The following is a 13,128-nucleotide window of genomic DNA, read 5'->3' as shown; positions in this document are numbered from 1 at the left end:
TTGTATTTTGTTATAAAAAAATTCTGAATGAAAATCCTTGTTACAGGAATTGCCGGATTTATCGGTTATCACTTAGTAATGTCTTTAATAAATAGAGATGATGAGATAATTGGTCTCGATAGTATCAATGATTATTATGACGTCTCTATTAAATATGGAAGATTAAAAAATTGTGGATTTGATAAATCCGATATTGAATATAATAAACTGATTAAGAGTTCCAAATATTCAAATCTTTCATTCATCAAACTTGGTCTTGAAGATAAAAATAATATAGAAAATTTATTTAAAGAAGAAAAATTCGATAAAGTAATTAATCTTGCTGCTCAAGCCGGGGTTAGATATTCTTTAGTCAATCCTCAAGCCTATATTGATTCAAATATAACCGGATTCCTTACTATATTAGAATGTTGCAGGAATTTTTCTATCAAGCATTTAACTTATGCCAGTAGTTCCAGCGTATATGGTCTAAATGAAAAACAGCCCTTTTCAACTAAAGATAATGTTGATCATCCGGTAAGTTTATATGCCTCCAGTAAAAAATGCAATGAACTGATGGCACATACCTATAGCCATTTATTTAAAATCCCAACCACCGGATTGCGTTTTTTTACCGTTTACGGTCCGTGGGGTAGACCCGATATGGCCTTATTTATCTTTACTAAATCCATTTTAGAAAATAAACCTATTGATGTTTATAATTATGGAAAAATGCAACGTGATTTTACCTACATTTCAGATATTGTTCAAGGAATTATAAAGGTTAATGACAATCCGCCAATAGGCAACTCAAACTGGGACCCTGTTAATCCGGACCCTTCGTCTTCATCTGCTCCTTATAAAATTTATAATATAGGAAATAGTAAACCTGTGGAACTTATGTCCTTTGTTAAAACTATAGAAGAAGAATTGGGTAAAAAAGCAATAATCAATTTACTGCCTATTCAGCCCGGAGATGTTCCTGCTACCTATGCTGATGTTACTGATTTAATTGAAAATTTTAATTATAAACCTCAAGTATCCGTAAAGGAGGGAATTAAAAATTTCATTGAATGGTATAGAAATTTTTATTCAATTTAAATTAAAAATCGACACAATGCTTTTTTCTCCTCAAAATATTAAAATAAGTATAATAGGTCTTGGATATGTCGGACTTCCTTTAGCTTTGGAATTTGCAAAAAAATATAAGGTAACAGGATTTGACATTTCAACCGAAAGAATAAAACAATTAATTGAATCTAAAGATATTACTCGAGAGGTATCTTCTGAACAAATTTCAAATGTTATAGTTAAATCCGCAAAAGATTTAGAAAACCAAAACGGATTTTATCCTACTTCGGATTTGGATGACATAAAAAATTCAACGATTTACATCGTAACCGTACCTACTCCTGTAGATTCATCCAACAGACCTGATTTAACCCCTTTACATTCTGCTAGTACCACTGTAGGGAAAGTAATTAAAAAAGGTGATGTTGTTATTTACGAATCTACGACTTATCCGGGATGCACGGAAGAAGAATGTGTACCTATTATTGAAAAAATTTCAGGGCTAACATACAATCGTGATTTTTTTGCAGGATATTCTCCTGAAAGAATCAATCCCGGTGATAAAATTAATACTCTCACAAATATTAAAAAAGTGACCTCCGGGTCTACTCCTCAGGTTGCAGAATTTGTAAATAATTTATATTCTTCCATTATAACCGCAGGTACCTATCAGACAAGCTGTATTAAAGTTGCCGAATCAGCAAAAGTAATTGAAAATTCACAACGGGATATTAATATTGCTTTTGTTAATGAATTAGCAAAAATTTTTAATTTATTAGGTGTCGATACGACGGAAGTTTTAGAGGCTGCCGGAACTAAATGGAATTTTTTACCGTTTAAACCCGGCCTGGTAGGTGGGCATTGCATTGGCGTTGACCCTTATTATTTGGCCCAAAAAGCCATGGAATTAGGATATCATTCCGAGATTATTCTCGCAGGAAGAAGATTAAATGATTCGATGCCTTATTATATCGCTTCCGAAGTAATTAAGTTAATGATTAAAAAGGATATTATTATAAACAATTCAGACATCTTAATTTTAGGTATTACATTTAAAGAAAATTGTCCGGATGTTAGAAATACTAAAGTGGTTAATATAGTTAAATGTTTGGATGAATATGATTTGAATATAACTATTTGCGATCCTTTAGCAAACCCTAAAGAGGTTAAGCATGAATATGGCTTAGATATATTTAATGAAATTCCGAATTCCATGAAATTCGACACAATAATTCTTGCCGTACCACACCAAGAATTTAAAGAAATGAATATTAAGAAGTATTGTAAAGATAATGCTGTAATTTACGATTGCAAATCTTTTTTAGACAAAAAAATTGTTGATGCTCGATTATAATTAATTTTTATGTCATATCCATTAGTTACTGTCTCTATTCCCGTTTACAATTGTGAAAAATATATTGGTCGCAGCATTAATTCTGTATTGAATCAAACCTATCCTAATATAGAAATACTATTGGTGGATGATAAAGGAAAAGATAATAGTTTAAATGTTATTAAAAAGATTCAATCTCAACACCCTGAAAAAATAAGAATTATAGAACACAAAACCAATCAGGGGCTTTCCATAGTTAGAAACACAGGTATAGATCATGCAAGGGGTAAATATTTATTTTTTTTGGATGGTGATGATGAAATTGTTCCCGAGTGTATTGAGGAATTAGTAACGTTGATTACTAAAACGAAGTCTACTGTTGCAGTAGGTGAAATATCCGCAATTAATACATTCAAAAAAACTCAATATAAAATATTTCCTTTTAATCACTCCCTTACTTCCCTTAAAGGAAACGATAGTATCTTTGAATATTTTTGTAATGGTTCTTGGTCAGTAAGTGCTTGTAATAAACTTATTGAAGTTGACTTTTTTAGAAAACATAAAATTTATTTTGTAAAAGATTTATTTTCTCAGGACGAGTTATGGTCTTTTCATACGGCATTGAAGCTAGACAGTATTTGTTTTTTACATAAATCAACCTATTTTTATTATCTTCACAATGAATCTATTATTTTTAATAAAACTAAAAGAAATTTTGAAAATCATCAAACTATAGTTGAATATTTTACAAGAGCTTTTAAAGAAGCTAATCCAATAAGGAAAAAATATATGCTTAAGCATATTATCTCATTTAAAGAAATTACTCTTACCATGCAATGGAAATGTATGAAAAAGGATATTGCTTATTGGAAACAGAATTATAAAAGATTAAAAAAAGCACCTTCATTATCTTTTCTAGATTACTTTTCTTCTTTTTATTCATTAGATCAAAAAAAGAAAAATCTTTTTCAAAACTTACCGGTCAATATTGGATATAAATTATTTAAATGGAGATTTGAACGAAAATAATTTTTTTAATGTTTTAGAAATAAAAGACATTTTATAATATATTTAAATTGATAGGTTAGATCCAATTTAGCACAATACGGATAAACTGATATATATTGGTATAAAATATTCCAGGATAATCTCTTTTGAGCAAGAAAATATCCTAGTACACTATTTTTATATGTGTTTTCTAAAAATTTTGAACTAAATGGACATTCTATACTTTCATTATATTCAATTAATTTTTTTGCCCAATCTATAAATAGCTTCAGATCATCATAATTTCTTATCACTTGATGCATTAATAAAGCGTCTACAAATTTTTTATCATACAATTCTGAATTTTCATCAATTAATTTGCTTAAGACTTGATAATGTATGTTTTTAGAAATTTCCCATTGCTTTTCATTTTTTAAAATCTTATCATCTGATTTTTTAAATGATGCTTGGTTTCCTGTAATTCTATATACATAGAGGGCTTCAGGAATTGTTAAAAATTTGCCTCCTTTTTCAATCATCCTGATAAATAATTCATAATCTTCTGAAAATCTTAAATTTTCATTATAAAATAAATTATTTTCTTTTAAAAAAGTTGCCCTGAACATAACAGCTGCATGAGCAATGGGACAGCCTAGCAATTGTTGATCTTTTATATCTGAGTGATTAATTTTAAATTTTATTACATTGTTTTTTAATCCAATGCATTTCAAAAAAGTAGAACAAAGAGCTAAATCTTGATTTCTTTCCAGTATCCTAACCTGCTTTTCTATTTTATCTTGAATATAATAATCATCTCCATCTAACAAAGCTATATATTTTCCTTTTGCTTGTTTAATTCCAATATTTCGAGAATTTGATGGACCTAAATTTTGTGACTTTTCATATAATCTAATTTTTTGATTTTTAGAATATTTACTCTTCACCATTTGTACTGTATTGTCTGTAGAACAATCATCAATAACAAGTATTTCCAAATTTGGATAGGTTTGATTTAATATACTATCTATTGCTTGCTCAATATATCTTTCAACATTGTAAGTGGGAATTATTATTGATACTAAAGGTTGGCACATGAGTAATTAAAATTAATTTATTTCGATGAATATTGAAACAAATATTCTAAATTCTTTGTTATAATTATTTAAAGGATTATAAAAAATTATTAGTATTTAATCATACAAAATTAGAAAAATTCAAGTTTCTGTTTTTATTATCTTAGTATAAATAATCGTTTTAGTAACTATCTCTTCTCTAAAATCATTTATTTCAAAATATGAATTGCATTTATTGCATTTTTAATTTTTTTAAATTAAGTTTTATCTTCTATAGCTAATAAATAAAAACTCTAAATTTAAATACAACTAATTATTATTAGCTTCTTATGCTTAATTTTATTTTATATTTATTAATTAATGTTTTTATTGCTAATATTTTTATCCAAACTTTTAAATTATTGATTACAAGTATTTTAATTATTATAAGTGTATGCCTATAAACAATTTATTTACGTTTTAAATATAAATTTATATTTATTTTTGCGATTAAAGTATAAATATTTTTATTAATTTTGTTTCATATACTAATGTAATTATTATATGTGCACATTAATAATTTACTGATTTATTTAACTAAAACTAACACAAATGAAATATTATGCTAATACATATCAATATCTTTTTACACCCATTAACAATCTAATAATGGGTATCCTCTTATGATTATAATATTATCATAATCAAATAAAAAAGTATTCAAATACATTTTAATAAAATTAATTATTATGAAAAAATTTATTTTTTTTATGCTTTCTATTTTCTTAATAGGAGCAGTTTGCCATGCACAAGTTTATAAAGAGTTAGATGTTAAATCACCCGGAACCTTATCCCAATTAGTTACTTCTGATAAAAGTAAAATAACTCACCTTAAGTTAACAGGTTCAATAAGTAATGAAGACATTAAAACGATACGGGAAATGTCCGCTCTTAATAATTTGGATTTAACTAAAGTAAAATTATCAGACAACAATCTACCAAAAGGGGCTTTTTCTAATTTCAAAGGCCATATATCATTACCTGCAACTCTTAAAGTAATACCTTCCAACACTTTCATTTCATATTCAGGAAGTATTACTTTACCTTCTGCATTAGAAACTATTGAACATAAGGCTTTCTTAGCTGCTAAAATCGATAAACTAGATTTTTCTAATATTCCTAATTTACATACGATTGATTATTCTGCATTTGAAGGGCTAACTTTAACAACAACCAATAATACTTTAGATTTTTCTAAAAATTTAAAATTAAATTCTTTTTTGCCATATGGTAGTTCTGTTGCAGGTCCTTTTACTGGATTTGTAGGAAACGTAATTTTACCGACTAACCTTAAAAAAATATCAAATCTAATGTTTGCTCAATTTACCGGTAGCATTACTTTACCTGCAGCTCTAGAAACTATTGAGCACAAAGCTTTTATATACTCTAAAATTGATAAACTTGATTTTTCTAATTCACCTAATTTAAATACTATTAATTACTCTGCATTCGAAAGACTTACTTTAACTAAAACCAACAATACTTTAGATTTTTCTAAAAATTTAAAATTAAATTCTTTTCTGCCTTATGGTAACGCTGTCGCTGGTCCATTTACAGGGTTTGTTGGAAACGTAATTTTACCAACTAATCTTAAAGAAATTTCAAATCTTATGTTTTCTCAATTTACGGGTAGCGTTATTTTACCTTATGCCTTAGAAACTATTGAGCACAAGGCTTTTATGTACTCTAAAATTGATAAACTTGATTTTTCTAATTCTCCTAATTTAAGTACAATTAAAGACCGAGCTTTTGAAGCTTTAGAAATTACTTCCAATAATAATACCTTAGATTTCTCCAAAAATTTGAAATTAACTTCTTTCATATCCAATCCCGGCACAAATTCTGGAGCTTTTACTCCTTTTAATGGAAACGTTATTTTACCCCCTAACCTTAAAGAAATTCCTAATCTTATGTTTTCTCAATTTACCGGTAGCGTTACGTTACCTTCTTCCTTAGAAACTATTGAGCACAGGGCTTTCTTATTTGCTAAAATCGATAAACTTGATTTTTCCAATACTCCTAATTTAAATACAATTAAAAACAGAGCTTTTGAATCTTTACAAATTACTTCCAATAATAATACTTTAGATTTTTCAACTAATTTAAAGTTAACATCTTTCATTTCTAATTCCGGTACAAATTCCGGAGCTTTTACTCCTTTTAATGGAAACGTTATTTTACCCCCTAACCTTAAAGAAATTCCTAATCTTATGTTTTCTCAATTTACCGGTAGTGTTACGTTACCTGCAGCTTTGGAAACTATTGAGAACAGAGCTTTTTTATTTGCTAAAGTCGATAAACTGGATTTTTTCAGTACCCCTAATTTAAATACAATTAAAGATAATGCTTTTGAAGGCCTACAAATTACAACAGATAAAACATTAAACTTTGTTAAAAATCTTAAATTAAAGTCTTTTCCTTCTCATCATAATTCTGCTTCAGGAGCTTTCTCAAATTATTCCGGGCATGTCATATTACCAATAAATTTGACTAGAATTTATAGTTATATGTTTTCTAAGTTTAACGGAAGTGTATGCCTTCCTGTAGCTTTAAGAGTTATTGATAATAGAACTTTCTATTATGCTAATATAGATAGACTTGATTTTTGTAAATCAATTATATTAACAGAAATAAAGGAGAGAGCATTCGAAAAATTAAATCTAACTGAAAATAAAACTTTAGATTTTTCTAAAAATTGTCAATTAAATACATTTTCATCTAATCCAGGAACAAACTCTGGAAGTTTTACCCTTTTTACAGGAAACGTGATTTTACCTCAGCACCTAAAACAAATCTCCACTCTAACGTTTTCACAATTTACGGGTAGTGTAACTCTACCTCCAGCTTTGGAAACTATTGAAGATAAAGCATTTATTTATGCCAAAATGAAAGAAATTGTGATCCCTTCAACTGTTAATTATATTGGTAATTCAGCTTTTATGGGAAATACTACTTTTGAAAAAATAATTAGCAATAACCCAACTCCGCCAAGATTAGGAAAAGAAGTATTTAAATCTGTTAACACAACTAGTACAAGATTAATTGCAAATACATGTGCTTACGCAGAAGCTGATCAGTGGAAAGATTTTATTAAGAATGCAGATTTGGTTGCTTGTGGTAAAAAAGCAAACTTTGCTTTTAATAATTATTTAACTACAGAACCTCAGATTAATGTATATCCCAATCCAAACAATGGCTTATTTAGTATTAATTTAGGAAATATATCCGAAGGGTCTATTGAAATTTCTAATATAAACGGAGGTATTATTTATTCTAAAAAATTCAATGGAATAAACGAAATTTATGTGGACATACAAACTCAGCCTTCAGGTATTTATATTGTTAACGTTATTTCAAATCAAACAGTAATAACTAAAAAAATTATAAAAAATTAATTATTAGGACAAAAAAATCGGGTTAATAACCCGATTTTTTTAGCTTTATACTATAGAAATGTAAAATCATTACAAAAAACTCATTCCTTCTTTTTCTGAAACTTTTTTATTTATTAAAATATCTTTCTCATTTATTCTTAATAAAACTTTAAACTTATCAAATATTAGTCTGATTGATTTCTTATCAAAGAAAAGAAATGCTCTAAATAGATCTGCTAAAAGTAATCTGTATTCAACAAACTTTCTATTTCCTTTTAACATTGGATTTGAAATATTTAATAAAACTTTTCTTTTATATTTTGTTAGTAATGCATCAAAATATACATGAGGAGATCTTTCTTCCCTATCATGATAAACTTTAACTGAAGGCACTACACCCACTTTCATTGAAAAATAACGTACTCTGTGAACGTAATTATCATCTTCCGCATAGTGATAAAAAGTTGGACTAAAACCTCCAATTTTTTCTATAGTTTTTTTGGGAAGCAGCCAACAGGCTGCCGGTACAAAATCGAAATTATAAATTAATTCATTATTTATTCTAGGTGTGCTTAATGCTGAATAAAGATATCTGCTTTTTAAAGGATTTATACAATTAAAGAACCCTTTATCAATCAAATTTCCTTCTCCATTCATATGCATTGGACTTAAAATTCCATAGTCCGGATATTTTATACAATTATTAATCAAAATTTCAATTGTGCTTTCTTCAACCCATGCATCTTGATTTAATAAGAAATAGTAATCAGCTCCCTGTTCATATGCTCTTTTAATTCCCATATTATTAGCTTTCCCAAAACCTTCATTTGAATAATTTTCAATAAGTTCAACAGATGGATAATTTTTCTTAATGAATTCAACACTTCCATCTGTCGATACATTGTCAATGGCTATAATATTTATTTTTAAAGTGGATTTTAGTAATGAATCAAAACATTTTTGAATCCATTTTTTTTGCATTCCATTAAAAATAACAACTATAGCAAAAATATTTTTATTCATTTTAATTTTATTATGCATGAAAAATTTTTAATATAAAATTTTCAATAATTATGAAATAGGCATTTCTTAACTAGATTTTGTTAATTTAAAATTTCTAATTAAAGAGAATTTAACATATTTCATAATTTTGAAAATTACCATCATATAACCTTTTACTCCCAACTTTTGTAAGTTTAAATATTTTATTTGTTTATTTAATGACCAAAAAAAAGGTGTTTTGTATTTATATAAATAACTTATAAATACATAATATTTATTTAATTCATATTCTTTATTATTTTTTTGTTCCTTAGGTATTGAATAATTTGACCGAATATTTATTAGTTCTGTAAACCATTCTTTAGACAAATTACCATATGAAAAATGTTTAATTAATATTTCTCCTGTAACAATATTAATATATTTTGAAGCAACTCTCAATGAAAAATCTATATCATAACCATGAAATCCTTTTATTTTATCATTAAATGGAAATTCTGAATATACATCCCTTCTGCAAGCCAAAAAAACCCCATCTAACGAATAAACTTTTTTGCTATTTCCGTATTTGTCATCTAATCTGTAAGTTAACACATTCTCATCGTTTGCATCTGATTGTATTAAATTAAAAAAACAAACTTCTTTTATTCCCCACCAAAAAGCCGGAACATTGGGCACATAAGTAGAACCTGCAACTCCAACAACTCCAATGTTTTTATCTGACAATAAGTTCAGTAACTTATTTCCCCAATTTTTGGTTATAAATATGGTATCTTCATGAATAAAAAGTAAATTTTCATATTTAGCCTGTTGAGCTCCTTGATTGTATGCACAACATATTCCCATTAATTTTGGATTCCAAATATTTATAATCTCATAGATAATATTATCTCCAATAGTTTCATTAACACTTTTACTAAATGATTGAAACCATTTATTATTATATGAGGAAACTATTATTGATATCATTCGTAATTTTCGTTTATCATATATGTATGAAATTTTTATTAATTATAAATAAAGGTTTATTAAATTTTTTTCAAATTGAATTGAAAAAATTATTTTACCATATTGGTATAACTTTATCTTTCTAATTTAATTTATATATATGTATTTAAGTCTTGGATTTGAATTTATTATTGAAGATATAATTAATTTTTAAATAAGTAATTCTTGATTTTATTTTATAGATAGTTAAGAAAAAAATTTTTACACTTGATAAACTTATGGAATTTATTTTATTAATGAATTATTTTCAAATTAATAACGAGCCAATTTAAATGAGACACTTTTGATATTTCATAAAAGCAATGAGCTTATAATAATATTTATATATACTCATTGTTTTATTATACAAATCTATTTTTTTTCTATGTGATAGATAATTCATTCCCCATATTTTACTCATACAAGTTATCTGTTTGTTTATTTTATTATTTTTCAAAAACTTATATACATCATTATTATCTTTAATGAATGAATCATATATTAATTTATTAAGAAAATATTTAGCAATTGGGGAATTATTTTTATGTTTATTATATATTTTAATATCATCCACAGCCCATCTATCTCTAGATAACTTTTGTGTAATACTATTTTTATGAATTCTATATTTAGCTGAAATATATTCTGAATATTGTATTTTATATTTTTCAGCTATTCTTAACCACATATCAAGATCTTCATAATTTAAGTTTTCATCAAAATAGCCAATTTTAGATAAAATATCACTTTTAATCATTATGGACATAGCCGGTATAAAATTTCCTTTTAATAATTCTTCATATATATTTTCGGAATTTATATGAAATACATTTGATTTATATTTTTCAATAAATTTACCTTCTATAGGATTAGAGTCTTCATCCATAAGATAAACATCAGAAAAAACCATTCCTAGACGATCATCTGTATTCTCTAATAATTGTACTTGGATTTCGGTTTTTTTAGGCAACATGAGATCATCTGTTGCTATCGATGAAATATATTTCCCTTTGGCAACTTTATATCCGTCATTAATAGTTTTACAAATTCCTTTATTTTCTGTATGCTTTATAAATTGAAATGGTTTATTATAAGTGAACAACCACTGATCTATTTTTTTTACGCTATCATCTGTGGAAAAATCATCAACAATTATTAATTCAATGTTCTTATATGTTTGCTGATCAATACTATCTAAAGTTTCTATTAGATGCTTACTATTATTATAATTGATAGCTACTATACTAACTAATGGTAATTCTTTATCCACAACAAGCCTATAACTTAAAATTGATTTATTTGATCAACTACTTTTTTTATTTCATCTTGAGTTAAAACAGGTGAAATGGGAATGCTTAAAATTTCTTTACTTAATTTTTCTGTTATTGGTAATTGTAAATGATTAAAGTTTGAATAAGCTTCCTGTTTATGAGGTGGTATAGGGTAATGAATTAAAGTTTGAATATTATTTTTTGATAAATATTCTAGTAATTCTTCTCTTTGTTTGCATTTAATTACAAATATATGCCATACATGCCCATGATTTTGAAGACAATTTTCAATTTTAGGTAATTCAATCTTAGGATTTTTAATATGGTTTAAATAATAATTAGCAACCTCTCTCCTTTTCTGATTTTCTTGATCATTATATTTCAATTTTAGGTTAAGAACTGTAGCTTGTATTTCATCTAACCTACTATTTAATCCTTGAAACTTATTCACATATTTTTTCTGTGATCCGTAATTAGCCAAAGTTCTTATAGTTTGCGCTAATTCAGTATCATTGGTACATACTGCTCCTGCATCTCCTAAAGCTCCTAAATTCTTTCCCGGATAAAAGCTAAAGCCTGAAGCATCTCCTAAGTTTCCTGTTTTAATACCTTCCCATTCTGCTCCAATTGCTTGAGCATTATCTTCAATAATTTTTAAATTATAATTTTGTGCCAATAATTTTAATTCATTGGAAAACACAGCTTGTCCATATAAGTGGACAATCATAATTGCTTTAGTCTTAGGGGTTATCTTTTCTTCAATTTTTGATATATCTATGTTAAAGGTTTGTTCATCAGGTTCTATAAAAATTGGTATCAATCCATTTTCTGAAACAGCTAAAACCGAAGCTATGTATGTATTGGCAGGAACGATTACTTCATCCCCTTCATTTATTATTCCTAATTCTTTATAACCTTTAATTATTAATCGTAAAGAATCCAATCCATTGGCAACTCCTATTGCTTCATTTACTCCAATATATTTTGCCAAATTATTTTCAAATTCTTTAACTTTTTCTCCTAAAAGATACCATCCTGATCGATATACTTTTATAATTTCATCTTCGATTTCTTTTTGAAATTGAAGATTGATTTTTTTCAAGTCTAAAAATTTTATCATAATTTTTGAATCTTACCTTCTTTTGATATTATGCCTTGTTGAATTGCGGGATTGCCATACCAAACCGTATAGGGGGGAATATCTTTCGTTATCACACTTCCTGCTCCAATTAGGCTATATTCTCCAATACTATGTCCTGCAATTATGGTTGAATTTGCCCCTATAGATGCTCCTTTTTTTATAATTGTTTTTTGGAATTCACTAGGATATTGCTTTGAACGGGGTATTAAATCATTAGTAAAGGTAACATTGGGACCAATAAAAACATCATCTTCTATAGTGACTCCGTCCCAAATCTGAACACCCGATTTGATGGTTACATTATTTCCAATTGTAACATCGTTTTCTATAAAAACATTAAAATTAATATTACAATTATTACCGATGATTGCGTTTTTTAATATAACACAAAACTGCCAAATGAAAGTATTATCCCCGATATTATGAGTTTGTACATCCGATGTTGGATGAATTTTAATCATTTTGTTAATTTTTTAAAATCTTCATAATCTCTTATATAATCTTGTTCCTTATAATAGTCAGATGCCAAGCATAATAAGACCGCATTATGTGAAAATTTAATATCACCCCAAACTTTAATGGGAATATACAATCCTTTTTCAGGAGAATCTAAGAGGAATGTATCTATATTTCCATATATATCTTCAGTAGTAATTTCAATTGTTCCTGAAACAGCAAATATTAATTGCTCAAGTTCTTTATGAGCATGCCCTCCCCTCTGCACATCTTGAGGGGTAAAATAAGTCCAATATACTCTTTTAATTTTAAAAGGAATATTTAAATTTTCTTCAGCAACTGTGATATATCCTAAAGCTGAAGATCCTATTTTTGATAATTCTATAATATGCGGCTTATTCATTATATAATATTC

At 26.9% G+C, this 13,128-nt stretch carries 11 protein-coding genes; 4 read left to right on the top strand and 7 right to left on the bottom strand.

Annotation, left to right across the window (positions count from 1 at the left end):
• The first annotated feature begins 27 nt into the window (after positions 1-27).
• From C4S75_RS01500 to C4S75_RS01490, 3 genes are read left to right on the top strand one after another with little or no spacing between them, the layout of a single operon-like run.
• Positions 28-1,080, top strand: coding sequence for an NAD-dependent epimerase (locus C4S75_RS01500; RefSeq protein ID WP_105296546.1), 1,053 nt, complete (start codon positions 28-30; stop codon positions 1,078-1,080).
• 16 nt (positions 1,081-1,096) lie between these two features.
• Entirely contained in the window at positions 1,097-2,404 is a 1,308-nt protein-coding gene (locus C4S75_RS01495; RefSeq protein WP_105296604.1) for a nucleotide sugar dehydrogenase, read from the top strand.
• Positions 2,405-2,413: 9 nt separating this feature from the next.
• A complete protein-coding gene (locus tag C4S75_RS01490; RefSeq protein WP_105296545.1) occupies positions 2,414-3,412 on the top strand; it encodes a glycosyltransferase family 2 protein in 999 nt (332 codons plus the stop codon).
• 5 nt (positions 3,413-3,417) lie between these two features.
• Here the strand turns inward: C4S75_RS01490 and C4S75_RS01485 are convergent, their stop codons facing one another.
• Positions 3,418-4,464, bottom strand: a complete 1,047-nt coding sequence (locus C4S75_RS01485) for a glycosyltransferase (protein WP_105296544.1) — start codon at positions 4,462-4,464, stop codon at positions 3,418-3,420.
• A gap of 707 nt (positions 4,465-5,171) precedes the next feature.
• Between C4S75_RS01485 and C4S75_RS01480 the strand changes: the two genes are divergently transcribed.
• Positions 5,172-7,877 (top strand): leucine-rich repeat protein, encoded by a 2,706-nt coding sequence (locus tag C4S75_RS01480; RefSeq protein WP_105296543.1) that lies wholly within the window; start codon positions 5,172-5,174, stop codon positions 7,875-7,877.
• Positions 7,878-7,946: 69 nt separating this feature from the next.
• On the opposite strand, the gene C4S75_RS01475 is transcribed toward C4S75_RS01480, so the two are convergent.
• The 6 genes from C4S75_RS01475 to C4S75_RS01450 form a co-directional block, all read right to left on the bottom strand.
• Positions 7,947-8,879, bottom strand: coding sequence for a glycosyltransferase family 2 protein (locus C4S75_RS01475; protein ID WP_158254194.1), 933 nt, complete (start codon positions 8,877-8,879; stop codon positions 7,947-7,949).
• 66 nt (positions 8,880-8,945) lie between these two features.
• Entirely contained in the window at positions 8,946-9,827 is an 882-nt protein-coding gene (locus C4S75_RS01470) for a glycosyltransferase (protein ID WP_105296541.1), read from the bottom strand.
• Between the two features lie 307 nt (positions 9,828-10,134).
• Positions 10,135-11,115, bottom strand: a complete 981-nt coding sequence (locus C4S75_RS01465) for a glycosyltransferase (RefSeq protein ID WP_158254193.1) — start codon at positions 11,113-11,115, stop codon at positions 10,135-10,137.
• Positions 11,116-11,129: 14 nt separating this feature from the next.
• On the bottom strand, positions 11,130-12,236 hold the full coding sequence (locus C4S75_RS01460; RefSeq protein ID WP_105296539.1) for a DegT/DnrJ/EryC1/StrS aminotransferase family protein: 1,107 nt from the start codon (positions 12,234-12,236) through the stop codon (positions 11,130-11,132).
• Positions 12,233-12,718, bottom strand: coding sequence for an acyltransferase (locus tag C4S75_RS01455; RefSeq protein WP_105296538.1), 486 nt, complete (start codon positions 12,716-12,718; stop codon positions 12,233-12,235). The genes C4S75_RS01460 and C4S75_RS01455 overlap by 4 nt, the downstream gene beginning before the upstream one ends.
• Positions 12,715-13,116, bottom strand: a complete 402-nt coding sequence (locus C4S75_RS01450; RefSeq protein ID WP_105296537.1) for an FdtA/QdtA family cupin domain-containing protein — start codon at positions 13,114-13,116, stop codon at positions 12,715-12,717. The genes C4S75_RS01455 and C4S75_RS01450 overlap by 4 nt, the downstream gene beginning before the upstream one ends.
• Positions 13,117-13,128 lie beyond the last annotated feature (12 nt).

The organism is Apibacter sp. wkB309 (assembly GCF_002964915.1).
Classification (GTDB): Bacteria; Bacteroidota; Bacteroidia; order Flavobacteriales; family Weeksellaceae; genus Apibacter.
Note: the sequence above shows the minus strand (reverse complement) of the source record. Positions and strands in the feature narration are given on the sequence as shown.

Bases quoted from the DNA above. Each gene is read 5' to 3' on its own strand.
- C4S75_RS01500 (WP_105296546.1), top strand. From the start codon at position 28: ATGAAAATCCTTGTTACAGGAATTGCCGGATTTATCGGTTATCACTTA.
- C4S75_RS01495 (WP_105296604.1), top strand. From the start codon at position 1,097: ATGCTTTTTTCTCCTCAAAATATTAAAATAAGTATAATAGGTCTTGGA.
- C4S75_RS01490 (WP_105296545.1), top strand. From the start codon at position 2,414: ATGTCATATCCATTAGTTACTGTCTCTATTCCCGTTTACAATTGTGAA.
- C4S75_RS01485 (WP_105296544.1), bottom strand. From the start codon at position 4,464: ATGTGCCAACCTTTAGTATCAATAATAATTCCCACTTACAATGTTGAA.
- C4S75_RS01480 (WP_105296543.1), top strand. From the start codon at position 5,172: ATGAAAAAATTTATTTTTTTTATGCTTTCTATTTTCTTAATAGGAGCA.
- C4S75_RS01475 (WP_158254194.1), bottom strand. From the start codon at position 8,879: ATGAATAAAAATATTTTTGCTATAGTTGTTATTTTTAATGGAATGCAA.
- C4S75_RS01470 (WP_105296541.1), bottom strand. From the start codon at position 9,827: ATGATATCAATAATAGTTTCCTCATATAATAATAAATGGTTTCAATCA.
- C4S75_RS01460 (WP_105296539.1), bottom strand. From the start codon at position 12,236: ATGATAAAATTTTTAGACTTGAAAAAAATCAATCTTCAATTTCAAAAA.
- C4S75_RS01455 (WP_105296538.1), bottom strand. From the start codon at position 12,718: ATGATTAAAATTCATCCAACATCGGATGTACAAACTCATAATATCGGG.
- C4S75_RS01450 (WP_105296537.1), bottom strand. From the start codon at position 13,116: ATGAATAAGCCGCATATTATAGAATTATCAAAAATAGGATCTTCAGCT.